Origin of the sequence: Pseudomonas sp. 6D_7.1_Bac1 (assembly GCF_025465945.1) — a bacterium.
In the GTDB taxonomy this organism is placed as follows: domain Bacteria; phylum Pseudomonadota; class Gammaproteobacteria; order Pseudomonadales; family Pseudomonadaceae; genus Aquipseudomonas.
In genome coordinates this window covers 207,326-221,493 of sequence record NZ_JANLNW010000052.1, presented here as the reverse complement: position 1 = coordinate 221,493, position 14,168 = coordinate 207,326, and the positions used below count along the sequence as shown (strand labels likewise).

Genomic DNA, 14,168 nt, shown 5'->3' with positions numbered 1-14,168 from the left:
AAGTCTGCAAGAAGTATAGTGGATACGCCGGGCTGAGCCTGGAACGAAGCCCGGACGAAACCACCGTCCTCAACGTCCGCCGCTCGCTGGAGAAGCACGAGCTGGCGGGCGGAATCCTGGCGGTGATCAACGGCGACTTGGGCGATCGTGGGCTGTCGCTGCGCCAAGGCATCATCGTCGACGCCACACTTATCAATGCGCCGAGCTCGACCAAAAACCAGGACGGCAAGCGAGGCCCGGTCGCCAGCTATACTCAACTACTAATTAGGGACGACAGAGATCGGCCAGAAGCGGCCCCCAAAAGACGAACCCTGCCCATGCGTAGTGGTCAAGATAAGTGATGGCATCGCAATCGATAAACTGGAGGTTCCGCTATGAGTGCCTTGACGATCGAAGGCTGGTGTAAAACCAGCGGCGCCCAAAAATCCACCCCGGTGGGGGAAATCCATTTCTACGTCGATGGCCCTCTGCATTTGCGTCTGGAGGAGGCCGAAGAACGCCTACAGAAGTCCCACGAGCGTGAAGCCATGGTCGATGTCGATTTGGACTCGATGGATTTGATCATTCCAGAGGGATACGGCCCTTTGTCCGACTGCCAAATGCGTGTCTATTTGCATGACGAACGCGGTCAGTTTCATCTGGTCGGGCACCGAGCGAGCGATGGTAGCTTGATCTATACCAATGCGGTTTTGATTGATCAGCTGATTGAGTAGCGACTACGTCTGTGTGAAGACGTCCAACGTCGTGATGGCTTGACGGGGGATGCGGAGACAAGAAAACCGGTCCTCAGTGACTAATGCCGGTCAGTTAAGCCGTTACGCGAACCGTAGCAGCTGGCGAAGCCTGCGTTCGGCTGCGAAGCAGTCGTAAAATCAGACACCCCGTTTTTTCAGGTTAACCGTGGAGGCAGGATTTACGGCCGCTTCGCAGCCGAACGCAGGCTTCGCCAGCTGCTACGGGGGAATGTGCCGAGCCTGAAATTCTTTAACTGACCGACATTATCCTCAGTGACCGGTTTTTTTATGCGCGCTGTTCAGCAAAAACGCCCGTTGCGCAGGCATTGAAGGAATCAGAAACACTCCTGCACTGCTCCAGAACGCCGCGCCTTGCGGCGCTTTCTACACTGTTCCCTACCACTCATCAGCTCTACCACTGGCAGCGGTGGTTATAGTGTTGATAACAAAATTTCAGTAGGTATAGTAACCACCTACACAGCACAGGGAAGTGATGTGAATAGCCGATATTTGATAACGCAAATCGTCGCAGACGGCTGGTATCTGGTACGGGTCAGGGGCAGTCACCACCACTTCAAGCATCCCACGAAGCCCGGTCTGGTTACCGTCCCGCACCCGAAAAAGGATTTACTGACAAAGACTGCCGTCAGCATTTTGCAACAGGCCCTGCTGTATTGAATCGGCGTACAGCACCCGGAGGACAACGAACATGCTTTACCCAATTGCGATTTCAATGGGCGATAACGAACACGCCTGGGGCGTGGAAGTGCCGGATATTCCGGGTTGCTTCTCGGCCGGCGATGACCTGGACGATGCGATCGCCATGGCGCGCGAAGCCATCGAAGGTCACTTCGAGATTCTCGCCGAAGACGGCTCGGCGATTCCGCCCGCCAACAAAGTCACCGTGCACGCAGCCAATCCGCAGTACGCCGGCGTCACCTGGGCGCTGGTGGACATCGACGTCACCAAGTACCTGGGCAAGGCGCAGAAACTCAACATCACCCTGCCCGGCTATTTGCTGACGCGGATCGACGAATACGTGCTGCATCACCCGGAAGAGAAAAGCCGCTCCGGCTTCCTGGCCTCGGCGGCGTTGAAAGTGCTGCAACAGGGCTGAATCGCCCAGTAGCGGAGCACCTTAGCGGGTCGCGACGATAAACAAACGCGGGAACGGCAGCAGCACCGAGCCATCGGCCAATACCGGGAAGAACGGTTCAAGGGCTTCCAGATATTGCGCGAGGTACTGCGTCTTTTCTGCCTCGTCGAGCGGCTCAAGAAACGGCCGCAAGCCGCTGCCCTTGAACCACTCGACCACCGCCGCAGGGCCGCCCGCCAGCGGGTGATGGTAGGTGGTGCGCCACACATCGACCCGCGAGGTGTACGAACACAGCATCTGGTAGTAAGTATTGGCGTCGTCCAGGGTCGTCCGTTGCCCGGCGACGTCCGCAAGCTTGTTGGCCCAGGGACCATTGCTGGCGACTTCACGCATCATCCGATGCGACGGTTGATCGAGGTTGTCGGGCATTTGAATCGCCAGGCTGCCACCGGGCGCGAGCTTGGCCACCAACGACGGCAACAGCGTGGCGTGGTCAGGCAACCACTGGAACACCGCATTGGCGAAGATCACATCGAACGGGCCAGGCTCGCTCCAGGTGGCGATATCGGCGGTGTCAAAACGTACGTCCGGCAAGCGTTTACGCGCGGCGTCGATCATGTCGGCCGAGCTGTCCAGCCCACACACCGTGGCGTTGGCAAAGTGCTGCGCGAGCAATTCGGTGGAGTTGCCGGGGCCGCAACCGAGGTCGATCACCGAACGCGCATCGGTAGTGGGGATAGCGGCCAGCAAGTCACGCGCCGGGCGCGTGCGCTCATCTTCGAAAGCCACATACTGTTTGGCAGACCAGCTCATCGCGTACTCCTGTGACGGATCAGGACATGAGCGACGCGCTAGACTTCGCGTTTCGCTCGTGGGGCGCCAGTAAGCGACGGGGCTGCCAATTTCGTCAAGACTCGGTTGGAGGAGGTGGAGCGTTAATGTGTTTGCAGGTTGATCCCGATTCATCAGCTTGCAGGCTCCCCGTCACCACGCTACCCTTCCACCGTCGCTGCCAATTCAGCGACCGGGCTTGGTCGCCCGACTCGATACAGGCGCAACAGCGCCCCAGTTCACGATTGCAGGCGCTTTTTTGTGCCCGCAAACTCGTGCAATGGCGGCTGTGCGTGGGAGGGCTTCGGCCCTGCCGGGTTCCTGTATCTCCGGTCGACCAACCTGCGCACAGCTGCCACCCATTTGTTTGGTCGCAAACGTGGTAGCTCTCACTTTGATACGGGGGTTTTACCTATGCACACCTTCAATCCGTCCAAAATCCGCGCCACCCTTCACTCGGCCCTCCACTCCCTCGGAGGTGCCCAATGACCGATCACTCAGACATCAAAACCATAGGCATTGCGCCGTTCGGCTATTGCGGTGATTCCGATCAGCCGTTGTTTCGCGTTAATCGTGGTGTGCAGATTCGTGAAGCGCTGGAGCGCGCCTCCGACATGCTGCATTGCGCGAAAGTGCTGGCGATGGACGCCGCGATGGAGCGCGACAAGCACAGTTATGCCTGGGCCTCGCACTACTTGATCGAGATGAGCAAAGCGGTGGTGGATGATGTGGTGAAGGTGGTCACGCCGATGTCGGGTAAGCGCGATCGATAGACGAGCCCGTAGGTGCATTTCAAAAAATCGACACAAAAAAGAGCGACCTGTGCAGGCAATGCCAGTCAGTTAAGCGCAATCCATGTGGGAGCGAGCCTGCTCGCGATAGCGGTGGATCAGTCAACATTGATGTTGAATGTTATGCCGTCATCGCGAGCAGGCTCGCTCCCACAGGTTTGTGCCTTAACTGACAGACATTAACCTGCACAGGTCGCTTTTTTGATTTGGAGAAACGCTGGATCTAGCCGACCCAGCCGCCCGCTCGCCAGTGCCAGCCATCGTTATGCTGTTCCCAATGCGGGTGCACATAATGGCCCGGGCGTACCGGCTCCCAGTGCCCGCGAACGGCGACATAACGTCCGCCGCCCCAGCGCCAGTAACCGTGCGACCAGACATAACCCGGCCGACCCGCAGGCTCCACTTCGATCACCTGGACCGGTGGCGGCTGTGGTGCAACGACTTCGACGTACTCGCGCGGTGGCGGACGTCGCTCATACACCACTCGCTCTTGTACGCACCCTGATGCCGCGACAACCACCGCGACCAATGCCGCGTAACGTAACCACATGCTGCCTCCCGAGGCGTAGCCGCCCGTAGCGTGAACCTGTAAAACCATGCCCCCTTTACCGCCGCGCTCCTGCTTGGCGTATGAGTCTTTGTAACAGTTGATATCTGTCTAAAACCTGAACCCACCCACAGGAAATGTGTAAAGAAAAACTGACCTTCCACAGATCGCAGAACCTGTGAGACAAAGTGGAACGCCTCCGTTGTTGAGCCGTTTTAGATGCACGTTATTCAGCATCGCGTCAGCTACACGAGTGGAAACTACACTGGCCACTGTCGATGTCTCTCTTGATACTCGGGAACCTCCTACATGCACGTGCCATCCGCCGTTTTGCGCCCATTGTGTCTGTCGGCCTGTTTGTTGTTTCCCGCACTGGCCTCGGCCGGTACGCCCGCTGCGCTCAACCCGAGCGACATTGCCTGGCTGCGCCGCGATGGCTTCGATCTGGATGCCGCCAACCTGGCGCGCTTGCGCAGCATGGGCCGAGAAGGTCTGCTTCAAGCCCAGTTGGACGACCGCCTGAACGATCCCTTGCCACCGCCGATCAACGCGCTGTTGAACAGTTATCCGGTGCTGAGCACGCCACCCGAATCCTTGCTGCTGGCGTTCAAAAGCCAGCAGGAACAGCTCAAGGCCATGCCCGAAGGCGACGCAAAAAACGCCGCAAAACAAGACGCCCAACAACACGCCAATGAACTCGCGGAGCAGGCCCGCGAAGCCGTGCTGTTGCGCGCGGTGTATGGGCCCAATCAGCTCAAGGAGCAGTTGGTGGGTTTCTGGCTCAACCACTTCAGTGTGTTCCAGGGTAAAGGTCGCCTACGGGTGCTGACGGCAGACTACGCCGAACACACAATCCGCCCACACGCCCTGGGCAAATTCAAAGACCTGGTGATGGCCACTCTCAAGAGTCCGGCGATGCTTGAGTACCTGGACAACGCGCAAAACGCCCAGGGCAAGGTCAACGAAAACTACGCCCGCGAACTGATGGAGCTGCACACACTGGGTGTCGGCTCAGGCTATACCCAGCAGGACGTGCAACAACTGGCGTTGATTCTGACCGGCGTCGGGCTGATGCCGCTCGATGGCCGGGTGCAGAAGTTTCCTCCACGGCTTCAAGCCTTGGTGGTGCGTGAAGGGCTATTCGAGTTCAACCCGCGTCGCCACGATTTCAGCGACAAGGTGCTGCTCGGCCAACCGATCAGAGGCAGCGGTTTTGATGAAATTCGCCAGGCCGTTGAGCTGATTACCCGGCAGAAAGCCTGTGCGCATTTTGTCTCGCAACAGCTGGCCGAATACTTCGTGGCCGATCAGCCGCCGCCCGCGTTGGTGGAACGGATGGCCAAGACCTTTCAGGAAAGCGACGGCGATATCGCCCAGGTGATGCGCACGTTGTTTGAGTCCAAGGAATTACTGCAAAGCGCCGGCACCAAGTTCAAGGACCCGATGCAGTTTGTGGTGTCGGCGGTGCGGTTGGCCTATGACGGTAAACCGGTGGCTAATGCCAAGCCGATGATCAATTGGCTCAACCAGTTGGGGCAGCCGGTGTTCGGCCGCGTGACACCGGATGGCTGGCCGCTGGAATCCAGCGGTTGGTCGAGCTCGGGGCAGATGTCCAAACGTTTCGAAATCGCTCGGGCGATCGGGCGCGGGGATAACCGTTTGTTTACCCCGGAAGGCAGCAACCTGCCCGGTCCCGGATTTCCGCTGATCACCACGCCGTTGTTCTACGAAGCCGTCTCTTCACACCTTTCTGCTGCGACCCTCGGCGCGCTGAACAAGGCCGTGTCGCCCCAGGAATGGAACACCTTTTTGCTCGCCTCGCCTGACTTCAATAACCGCTAAGTTGCGTAATAAGGTGCCGCCATGAATCGTCGAGAACTGCTGATTGCCGCTGCGGCCGCCGCAACCCTGCCGTCCCTGTCGTTTTCCGCAAAGCTGTTCGCCGCCCCCGTTTCGGCACCGCGCTTACTGATCGTCTTTCTGCGCGGCGGCTACGACTGCAACAACCTGCTAGTGCCCTACTCCAGCGACTTTTACTACGAGTCGCGTCCAACACTGGCGATTGCCCGGCCGGATTCGCATAACCCCAACAGCGCCATCGCACTGGACAGCCATTGGGGCCTGAACCCGGTTTTACGTGATTCGATCTACCCGTTGTGGCAGCGCAAACAGATCGCCTTCGTGCCGTTCGCCGGCACCGATGACTTGTCCCGCAGTCACTTCGAAACCCAGGACAACATCGAGTCCGGCGAGCCGACCCAACAGCGCCACCGTTACGATTCAGGCTTTCTTGCACGCTTGTCGCGTCAGGTGCCGAACAGCGCGCCCATCGCCTTCACCGATGCCTTGCCCCTGTGTTTCCAGGGTGGCAGCGCCATTCCCAACATCTCGTTGCGCGGCAATTCGAAGCCTGCCTTCGATGACCGGCAATCGGCGATTCTCTCGTCAATGTACAAAAACACACCCTACGCCGCCTCTGCAGCCGATGGCCTTGAACTGCGCCAGCAGGTGTCGAGGGATCTGCAAGAAGAGATGGTCAAGGCCAATCGAGGTGCGCCGAATGCGCAGAACTTTGCAGCCCAGACCCGGCGCATGGCAACGCTGATGCGCGACCAGTACCGACTGGGATTCGTCGATGTCGGCGGCTGGGATACTCACGTCAATCAGGGCAGCACCAGCGGCCAGTTGGCCAATAACCTGACGAACCTCGGTGAGGGTCTGGTTGCCTATGCCCAGGCGTTGGGCGGTGAATGGAACAACACCACCGTGGTGGTCGTCTCGGAGTTCGGCCGCACCTTTCGTGAAAACGGCGCCAAGGGCACTGACCACGGGCATGGCACGGTCTATTGGGTACTCGGCGGCAACGTTCGCGGCGGGCGCATCGTCGGCGAACAGGTGGCGGTCAACCCGCAAAACCTGCTGCAAAATCGCGATTACCCGGTGCTCAATAATTACCGGAACCTGCTCGGTGGTTTGCTGGGACGAACCTGGGGCTTGTCCACTTCGCAGTTGCAGAACGTGTTTCCCGGGGCGCGTCCGGATGCCTTGCAGTTGGTGTGATCAGCGTCAGAAGAAGCACCGATCATTCCTGAAAATGAACATTGTCCGATACAGAGCATCCGCTCTGGATAGCCGTTTCCTTATCGCCAAATCATCGGAAGTTAGAAGTAAAACGACCGCTCGTCGAACAGGCAGCTCCCTGTTTTGACAGCCTAAGATCGGCATCTATAGTGCAGTCGCGGTCTGTTGGAAGGAACCCTGACCCATCACTTTTATAGGCAAGGAGCCAGGCCAGCTCGTACCCTGTGATCGGTGGGTTCCCCGTAGTAGCGCGCTTACAACGGCCGCAAGGCAATCAAGCGTTGTTGCGTCTGGTCAATGCCAGGCGCTCACTATGATCAAGGAGCTTTACTATGTCTCGAGTCACGGATGTGCTTGTTTCGATCGACACCGAAACCATTCTGAAAAACTACCCGAACATCAGCAAAAACCCTAACGCGCCAACCATGATTGATGTCAATCACGTGTACATGGTCACCAACCGGGACAACGTGATCAATGGCCAGGCCGGTGGCGAACTGAATTTGAAAGCCTCGGTCGGTGACTTGATTCGCTGGCGCGAAACCAGCCTGTCGCAGAGCTTCGAAACGGCAGTGATTTTCTACAAGTTCATCGGCAACGCTGGTAATGAGCTGATCTCGACACCGACTCCGCGCAAGGCCACCGCGTGTGTTGCAGTGCCAAACACCAGCAACCCGTCAGTGCCTAGCTGCCAGAAAGTCGATAACCATTACTGGTCTTCGGAAACCCTTTCTACCGGCAGCGTGACCTATCACTTCAACTTCCTGATCGTGAACCGGGACTGCCAGATTGTAGGTTGCTGCTCGTGGGATCCGTTCATCACCATCCATAACTGATCTGGACGGCCCCTTGGCGACAAGGGGCTTTCCCCTCTGCCTCGCGCCCCGACTGGAACTGGATGTCTTGCGTAAGCCGCAGCGGTGCGCCGCGATCCACCCACATCATGAAAGGAAGCCGTGATGTCCACAGATACTAGCGCAAGCCCGTCACCCACCACTGAGCAGGCCACCAATGTGTTGCTCATCGTCGACGCCGAGACCCTGCTCACTCGCTATCCAAAACCGAGCCTCGATCCCCAGAATCCGACCGTGATCGAAGACGGCTTCATTTTCACCGTTGGCGCAACCCAAGGGCCAACGCCAGCCGCCAAGGGCACCTGCCTTGAGCTGGCCGAAAACTCCGCAAAAACCTTCCATTTGCGCGGCCGAACCGTCGGCCTGCACGCCGAACACAGCGTGGTGTTTTACGACCTGTCCGTGGGCGACGCCAGAGTGCTCTCACAACCGCAATTGGTGGTACACAACGGCCTGACCTTGCCCGCCCCCAACCCCGAAACCCCCACCGAACCGGTCGCGGTAAAAGCCGATGATCATTACTGGCACTGCCAGCAGCTGAGCACGGGTGTCGAGCAGTGCGAGCTAAGTTTCATGCTGGTGAACAGCAGTTGTGAGGCGCTGGGGTATTTCAGTTGGACGGTTGGGGTGAAGCTGTCGGGCTAAACAAAAAAACCGGCTTCAAAAGCCGGTTTTCAGTTCTTCCTGCTGCGACTAATTGTAATACCCCACTGTCTTTTTCAACCGATCCGAGTACTCGTAAATATCATCGACCGAATTGATCGGATGGCGGGTTTCGTTCTTCTCTTCGTCGAAGATACCGATGTACTTCTGTGACCGATTGAAGTGCAGGCGGCAGATCGGTTTGCGGTTGTTGTCATCGAGCAAGATACCGAAATAGCTCTGCGTGTCGCGCTGTACGATGCGTTTTGCATCGACGACCGAACGCACCACCGCGCGGACAATGTGATAACCCTCCAGCTCTTCGAGCGTGGTCAACACCTTGTCATCCGACTCATTACGCTCATCCGGTTCAGAGGTATTTGCGCCTGCCGCCGGCAATGAGGACAGGCTGGGCTGGATGGCTCCGCTCATGGCTGATTTGAGACGATCGTTGATCTGGTCGTTGAGAAACTGCACGACGGCCTTTCTCGTCAATTCCTGAAATTGCTCCCGGACTTTTTGTGTGATCACACCGTCGTAAACCCGGGAGGCAAAGACTTTTACGAAATCGTCATCAGGTTTGCTGACTTGGGCCGCGATCACTTTTTTGATCTGGCTGACGTATTTCAACTCGCCCGCTGCACTGATGATCGAGTCGACGTCGAATGCAGACTTGGTTAGCTTCGTTAGTTCCGGAACTGAATACTCGTCAATATCGAGCAGATCGAGTTCCAAGAAAGGCTTTTCGTCCATCTTGTTAGGGGCATCCAGGTCTGTAAAGAACTTGTAGACCTGGCCATTGGTGAGGATAGAGATTCGGGCGCTGGTGACATGGAAGTAACGGAACAGCTGCGACGCGTGATTGACGTGTAGTGGTTCGCCAATTTTTTTGCACTCGATCAGGATCTGAACCTCCCCTTCCTTCATGATCGCGTAATCGATTTTCTCTCCCTTCTTGGTTCCAACATCGCAAACAAACTCAGGGGTCACCTCCGACGGGTCAAAAACGTCGTAGCCCAACACCATGCTGATAAACGGCATGACAAAAGCGTTTTTGGTCGCTTCCTCCGTCTGAATTGCAGCCCCTTGCAAGCGAACTTTTGCGGCGAGACTTGCAAGCTTTTCGATAAATTCCATGAGTGGCCTCTTACCTGTTTTCGATCCATGTATATGCATGCTGGCAAATTGACTGTCATTGATACTAGACACAAACCGGCACAAAGAAAGAAACCGAACGAGGATCGAGGTCAGAAGAAGAGAGTTCTTACGAATACGAAAAATAAAACGGTTTTGTAACCGTTCTGGAAATGGATCTAGCAGCCGCAATATCGGTGACAGCGAGATGATTTCACTGCAAAACTCACCTGCTGCATAAGTATCTACACATCTTTCTGTTCCAACTCCTGTAGCAGCTGTCGAGCCTGCGAGGCTGCGTTCGGCCGCGCAGCGGTCGTCAAATCAGACAGCGCGTTCTTCCAGGCAAACCGCATACGCAGGATTTGCGAGGACTTCGTCCTCGAACGCAGCCTCGCAAGCTCGTCAGCTGCTACGGACTTAGTCCCTCACCGTATTTCAACGTTGTGTAGATACCTTTGCTGCTGACAAGCAACAGGATTTGAATCAGTGCTGATCAGTGCCAGCGTCAGCCGTCGACTCGAGCGGAATGCTGGCTGGCCTCAAGGGCTTTGGCCATTTTCAGATGATTTTCCAGTTTGGGCAGGGTTTCAGCGGCGAAGGCCTTGATCTCCGGCACGTCGGTGGTTTGTGCTTCCTGCTTCAGTTGCTCGATGGCCTCTTGGGTGGTCTGTACCTGGCTGGCGGCGTAGGCCGCGTCGAACGAATCGCCGTCCTTCACCTGAGGTATCAGCACCTTGGCCTTGCTGGCCACCTCGTCTCGAGGGGCGACCGGCAGATCGAGTTTTTTGGCGATTTTCGCCAGATGCTGGTTGGCCGTGGTGCGATCGTTGATCACCACAATCGTGTAATCCTTGACCTCTTTGGACTCGGTTTTCTGGTGAGCCAGGCGGCTGGCTTCAATGTCGGCCATGCCTTTGGCCGAAGCGTCATTGATGAATTCGGCTGGCGACTGGGCAAAAGCGCTGCTGGCGCCAAGGCCCAGCAACACGGCAAAACTGATGGTCGGTAACCGGCTGGCCATACGTTTCATGGTCACGCCCTCCTGAACAGGCAAATGAGTACAGCGGGCATCCCCGCCTGACGTCTGAAGTTAAAACACCACAAAGGTTTAGAAAAGTTGAGCCCGCCGCGACGAACGGCACCCCCTACGCAAGCCGAGTCAGGCGCGACCCAGGTGTCCACTCAGGCGCTTGGCGGCGTACATGGCCTCATCCGCATGCTTGAACAATTGCTTTTCTTCGCTGCCATGCTCGGGGTAAAGCGCGATGCCGATGCTCGGCAGAATGTTCAGGCTGTGGCTGTCCAGACGCATCGGCTGGCCGAGCACCTGACGGATCTTGATCACCACCCGTGCCGCGTCTTCGGCGGCCTGAATACTGTCGAGCAGAACGACAAACTCATCACCGCCAATGCGCGCCACCGTGTCGGATTCGCGCACACAGCCTTGCAGTCGATTGGCCACGGCTTGCAGCAGCATGTCGCCGATGCCGTGGCCGTAAGTGTCGTTGACCTGTTTGAAATGGTCCAGATCAACGTACAACAGAGCCATGCGTCCGCACTCCTTTCTGGCTTTGCCGAGGGCGGCAACCATGCGTTCACGCAACAGCTCGCGGTTGGGCAAACGGGTCAATTGGTCGTGCTGCGCCATGAATTGCAGCCGGCTGTGCAATTGCTTGCGCTCAATGGCCGCCGCGACCTGGGCACAGACGTATTGCAGCAGCTCCTTGTCGCGCTCGGTGTAGCGTTCGCCGCCGGGCACGCTTTTGACGATCAGCGCACCGATGGTGCCTTTCTGTGAATTCAGCGGCACGCCCAGCCAACAGGGTGAATCCTGGTCGATAGCGACCTCGCACAGTCCGGGCATCGCAGCAGGTTGATCAGGCGTCACCAGCACCGGCTGCCCCGTGCGAATCACCTCGGCACAGAGCCGGCCGGTAACGCTGAGCACGGGGTCGTGCTCGTGATCATCGACGTGGTACGGAAAATTCAATTGCTCGCAGCGCTCGTCGTAGAGCGCCACCGAGAAGTTCAGCGCCGGCAACCATTCGCCGATCAGCTGATGAATGCGTTTGAACAACGCCAGAAGATCTTCGGCGGCATGGGCGGCCTCGGAAATCGCGTACAGCGCGGCCTGCCGGGACTCGGCCTGTTTGCGTTCGGTGATGTCACGGGCCACGGCGATGCGCAATTGGTCGACTTCAGACCAGCGTGCCGACCAAAGAATATGCACCACCTGACCATCTTTGCGCAGGTAGCGGTTTTCGAAGTTCGGGTTGGGCTGGCCGCGCATGATTTCCCGGGCAGCGTCCAGGGTTCGCTGGCGGTCGGCCGGATGGACCATCTCGATCATCGGCTGGCCGATCAGCTCGTCCTGGGTGTACCCGAACACTTGCTCGCAGGCAGCGCTGACAAATACGAAACGCCCCTGGCTATCGACCGCACACACGACGTCGAGCAAAAGATCGATGTAACTTGCCAGCGGCGCGGAATTTCTGGTGGTCATCAAAGATGGATACTGTCCAAAAATGCAGCCGTGAGTATCAATCCCTGGACCCGGCCATCGCTAAAAACGGATGTCCCTATGCCGCTGTCGCAGCCTTGCGCGCAGCCTCAAACCTTGTTCGCCAGCAACCCCGGTACGGCGTGCAACAAGGCGTTGATGGCGAAGCCGATGAACATTACCCCGCAAATCCGGGTAATTGCCAGCTCATGACGCTGATACAGCGTGCGTACCCGACGAGCGCCCACAATGCCGATCAGAATAGTGTATGCGGCGATTCCGCCGACGAAGCTCAGAACGATCAGCCACGGCAACATCGACCAATGGAGCAACTCGGCACGACTGGACAACAGCGCGGTAAACGTTGCCACCGCCACCGGGTAAGCCTTGGGGTTGGTCAGGCCGAACACGATCCCGTGCCAGAACGGCTGACGCGCCGGGCCTTGCGGTGCGTCGTCATCAGTGCTGCGACGACTGCGGATCGCCCGCAGGCCAAGCCAGAACAGGTACAACCCGCTGAGTACACCGAGCACGTCGAAGGCGGTACTGCCGATCTCCCGCGCACCGACGATGGCAATCAACGCGGTGCTGCACCAGACCACATCCCCCAGCAAGTGCCCGCAGAGAAACCCCGCGCCAGCCCGCCGACCACGGGCCGCGCCAATCCCGAACACGGCGAGTACACCCGGCCCCGGCGTGATGCCGTAGATGAAGCCTGAGGCCAGAACGGCGAACAACAGTGATGGGGTCATCCGGTAAAACTCCATGAAAAGCGCTTCGGTACGCCCTGTTACGGTGTGAAAAACTTCATCCCGGCATAAGGTTTCTGACGACACGCCTCAAGCCGCGATATTAAATCCCCGACATGGGCTTCGAGCTTGTGCCCGTCCGGATCAAGAAAGTAGAACGACGCGCCTTCACTGCGATTGTCCCGCCACTCTGGAACACCTGCGGCTCGCAGTCGTTCAACCAACGCCGGGAAGTCGCTGGCGTCCACGCTGAACGCGTAATGCGTGTAATCGGCCGCCGCTTCAGGCTGACGCATTGGGTCGAGCGACAGACACAGCCACAACCCTGGCAACGACAGGTAGGCGCCACTCTCCCAGGTGGCGTCGAGCCGCAGTTGCAACAGCCCGTGGTAGAACGCCACGCTGCGATCCAGATCGGTGACCGCCAACGTCAGGTGATTGAGGCCTGAGAGCATCGGTTCAGAGCCCTTTGAGTTCTTTCGGCACCACATACTGCCGACCGTCATAGCGCAACGTCGTCAGTACCGTTTTCCCCACCGTGTCCTTGTACTCACATTCGCCGTTTTTCACGGTGTTTTGCGAGTTGGTGGTCACCGATTTGACGATCAGGTCGGCGAAACCATGGCTACTGGTTTTGGCCATGTCCAGGGTGCGTTTGGTGCGCGAAAATTCGCCGGTACAGTTGGTATCCCACTCTCCGCTACCGGACTCGATCACCAGTTGTTCCAGCACCGGGCGCAGTGTGTTGCCTTCGCGAACATACAGCGACAACCTGGCCTCGTCGAAGGGGTTGGCCCGCGACGAGCCGGTGAAGCCTGCACGCACGCCGAATGCCCGCAGGTCGGAGGTGAGTTTGTAGCGTGCAGTGTCGATGCCCAGTCCATCGAACCGAACGGCATCGGAGCTGTACACCGAGGCCTTGGAATAGCGGGCCAGCGGCTTGCCGTCGACGCTGGAAATCACCGCCAGTTTCAAGTCGTACATACCGGTGCCGTCCGGTGTATCGCTGAGGGTCGGATCCGGCTCGATCTGCGACAGCGCGGTGATGGTCTGGCCGTCGTAGGCCGGCCAGTCCTTGCACACCGAATAGCCCAGCACACCGTCGGGCAATGGTGGTGTCCCACACTCGGCATACGCCTGGCTCGCACCCAGCGCCCCACTCATTGCCACACACCCCAACCAGCTGTATTTCAAGGTCATTCCCTG

Annotated in this window: 16 protein-coding genes and 1 pseudogene; 9 read left to right on the top strand and 8 right to left on the bottom strand. The window is 58.0% G+C overall.

Going from position 1 to position 14,168, the window contains the following annotated elements; all coding sequences use genetic code 11:
• Positions 1-23 precede the first annotated feature (23 nt).
• The 4 genes and pseudogenes from NTD87_RS14085 to NTD87_RS14070 form a co-directional block, all read left to right on the top strand.
• A pseudogene (locus tag NTD87_RS14085) lies at positions 24-257 on the top strand (IS5/IS1182 family transposase); the annotation flags it as partial.
• 117 nt (positions 258-374) lie between these two features.
• Positions 375-713, top strand: coding sequence for a hypothetical protein (locus tag NTD87_RS14080; RefSeq protein WP_262114554.1), 339 nt, complete (start codon positions 375-377; stop codon positions 711-713).
• A gap of 516 nt (positions 714-1,229) precedes the next feature.
• On the top strand, positions 1,230-1,412 hold the full coding sequence (locus NTD87_RS14075) for a type II toxin-antitoxin system HicA family toxin (protein ID WP_095082823.1): 183 nt from the start codon (positions 1,230-1,232) through the stop codon (positions 1,410-1,412).
• Between the two features lie 31 nt (positions 1,413-1,443).
• On the top strand, positions 1,444-1,851 hold the full coding sequence (locus NTD87_RS14070) for a type II toxin-antitoxin system HicB family antitoxin (protein WP_071551463.1): 408 nt from the start codon (positions 1,444-1,446) through the stop codon (positions 1,849-1,851).
• A gap of 21 nt (positions 1,852-1,872) precedes the next feature.
• On the opposite strand, the gene tam is transcribed toward NTD87_RS14070, so the two are convergent.
• Positions 1,873-2,643, bottom strand: coding sequence for a trans-aconitate 2-methyltransferase (gene tam / locus NTD87_RS14065; protein ID WP_262114552.1), 771 nt, complete (start codon positions 2,641-2,643; stop codon positions 1,873-1,875).
• 503 nt (positions 2,644-3,146) lie between these two features.
• Here tam and NTD87_RS14060 point away from each other — a divergent pair.
• A complete protein-coding gene (locus NTD87_RS14060; protein WP_262114551.1) occupies positions 3,147-3,434 on the top strand; it encodes a DUF3077 domain-containing protein in 288 nt (95 codons plus the stop codon).
• Between the two features lie 241 nt (positions 3,435-3,675).
• Here the strand turns inward: NTD87_RS14060 and NTD87_RS14055 are convergent, their stop codons facing one another.
• On the bottom strand, positions 3,676-4,002 hold the full coding sequence (locus NTD87_RS14055; protein ID WP_262114550.1) for a hypothetical protein: 327 nt from the start codon (positions 4,000-4,002) through the stop codon (positions 3,676-3,678).
• A 306-nt stretch (positions 4,003-4,308) separates the two neighbouring features.
• On the opposite strand from NTD87_RS14055, the gene NTD87_RS14050 reads away from it, so the two are divergent.
• The 4 genes from NTD87_RS14050 (at position 4,309) to NTD87_RS14035 (ending at position 8,579) form a co-directional block, all read left to right on the top strand.
• A complete protein-coding gene (locus NTD87_RS14050; RefSeq protein ID WP_262114548.1) occupies positions 4,309-5,841 on the top strand; it encodes a DUF1800 domain-containing protein in 1,533 nt (510 codons plus the stop codon).
• A 21-nt stretch (positions 5,842-5,862) separates the two neighbouring features.
• Positions 5,863-7,059, top strand: coding sequence for a DUF1501 domain-containing protein (locus NTD87_RS14045; RefSeq protein ID WP_262114547.1), 1,197 nt, complete (start codon positions 5,863-5,865; stop codon positions 7,057-7,059).
• A gap of 353 nt (positions 7,060-7,412) precedes the next feature.
• Entirely contained in the window at positions 7,413-7,916 is a 504-nt protein-coding gene (locus NTD87_RS14040) for an inclusion body family protein (RefSeq protein ID WP_262114546.1), read from the top strand.
• Positions 7,917-8,039: 123 nt separating this feature from the next.
• Positions 8,040-8,579: an inclusion body family protein gene (locus NTD87_RS14035; protein ID WP_262114545.1), complete on the top strand. Its 540-nt coding sequence runs from the start codon at positions 8,040-8,042 to the stop codon at positions 8,577-8,579.
• A gap of 48 nt (positions 8,580-8,627) precedes the next feature.
• Here NTD87_RS14035 and NTD87_RS14030 read toward each other — a convergent pair whose 3' ends face one another.
• The 6 genes from NTD87_RS14030 to NTD87_RS14005 all read right to left on the bottom strand — a co-directional run bounded on the left by NTD87_RS14030 (position 8,628) and on the right by NTD87_RS14005 (position 14,162).
• Positions 8,628-9,713 carry a type I restriction endonuclease gene (locus NTD87_RS14030; RefSeq protein WP_262114544.1) on the bottom strand — a complete coding sequence of 362 codons (1,086 nt, stop codon included), beginning with the start codon at positions 9,711-9,713 and terminating at the stop codon, positions 8,628-8,630.
• A gap of 505 nt (positions 9,714-10,218) precedes the next feature.
• Entirely contained in the window at positions 10,219-10,743 is a 525-nt protein-coding gene (locus tag NTD87_RS14025) for a DUF4142 domain-containing protein (RefSeq protein WP_262114543.1), read from the bottom strand.
• A 129-nt stretch (positions 10,744-10,872) separates the two neighbouring features.
• Positions 10,873-12,216 carry a GGDEF domain-containing protein gene (locus tag NTD87_RS14020; protein WP_262114542.1) on the bottom strand — a complete coding sequence of 448 codons (1,344 nt, stop codon included), beginning with the start codon at positions 12,214-12,216 and terminating at the stop codon, positions 10,873-10,875.
• Positions 12,217-12,323: 107 nt separating this feature from the next.
• Positions 12,324-12,965: a LysE family translocator gene (locus NTD87_RS14015; RefSeq protein ID WP_262114541.1), complete on the bottom strand. Its 642-nt coding sequence runs from the start codon at positions 12,963-12,965 to the stop codon at positions 12,324-12,326.
• A 38-nt stretch (positions 12,966-13,003) separates the two neighbouring features.
• On the bottom strand, positions 13,004-13,417 hold the full coding sequence (gene fos / locus NTD87_RS14010; RefSeq protein WP_262114540.1) for a fosfomycin resistance glutathione transferase: 414 nt from the start codon (positions 13,415-13,417) through the stop codon (positions 13,004-13,006).
• A gap of 4 nt (positions 13,418-13,421) precedes the next feature.
• Entirely contained in the window at positions 13,422-14,162 is a 741-nt protein-coding gene (locus NTD87_RS14005; protein WP_262114539.1) for a hypothetical protein, read from the bottom strand.
• Positions 14,163-14,168 lie beyond the last annotated feature (6 nt).

Coding starts and splice junctions, on each gene's coding strand:
- NTD87_RS14080 (WP_262114554.1), top strand. CDS start 375: ATGAGTGCCTTGACGATCGAAGGCTGGTGTAAAACCAGCGGCGCCCAA.
- NTD87_RS14070 (WP_071551463.1), top strand. CDS start 1,444: ATGCTTTACCCAATTGCGATTTCAATGGGCGATAACGAACACGCCTGG.
- tam (WP_262114552.1), bottom strand. CDS start 2,643: ATGAGCTGGTCTGCCAAACAGTATGTGGCTTTCGAAGATGAGCGCACG.
- NTD87_RS14060 (WP_262114551.1), top strand. CDS start 3,147: ATGACCGATCACTCAGACATCAAAACCATAGGCATTGCGCCGTTCGGC.
- NTD87_RS14055 (WP_262114550.1), bottom strand. CDS start 4,002: ATGTGGTTACGTTACGCGGCATTGGTCGCGGTGGTTGTCGCGGCATCA.
- NTD87_RS14050 (WP_262114548.1), top strand. CDS start 4,309: ATGCACGTGCCATCCGCCGTTTTGCGCCCATTGTGTCTGTCGGCCTGT.
- NTD87_RS14045 (WP_262114547.1), top strand. CDS start 5,863: ATGAATCGTCGAGAACTGCTGATTGCCGCTGCGGCCGCCGCAACCCTG.
- NTD87_RS14040 (WP_262114546.1), top strand. CDS start 7,413: ATGTCTCGAGTCACGGATGTGCTTGTTTCGATCGACACCGAAACCATT.
- NTD87_RS14035 (WP_262114545.1), top strand. CDS start 8,040: ATGTCCACAGATACTAGCGCAAGCCCGTCACCCACCACTGAGCAGGCC.
- NTD87_RS14030 (WP_262114544.1), bottom strand. CDS start 9,713: ATGGAATTTATCGAAAAGCTTGCAAGTCTCGCCGCAAAAGTTCGCTTG.
- NTD87_RS14025 (WP_262114543.1), bottom strand. CDS start 10,743: ATGAAACGTATGGCCAGCCGGTTACCGACCATCAGTTTTGCCGTGTTG.
- NTD87_RS14020 (WP_262114542.1), bottom strand. CDS start 12,216: ATGACCACCAGAAATTCCGCGCCGCTGGCAAGTTACATCGATCTTTTG.
- NTD87_RS14015 (WP_262114541.1), bottom strand. CDS start 12,965: ATGACCCCATCACTGTTGTTCGCCGTTCTGGCCTCAGGCTTCATCTAC.
- fos (WP_262114540.1), bottom strand. CDS start 13,417: ATGCTCTCAGGCCTCAATCACCTGACGTTGGCGGTCACCGATCTGGAT.
- NTD87_RS14005 (WP_262114539.1), bottom strand. CDS start 14,162: ATGACCTTGAAATACAGCTGGTTGGGGTGTGTGGCAATGAGTGGGGCG.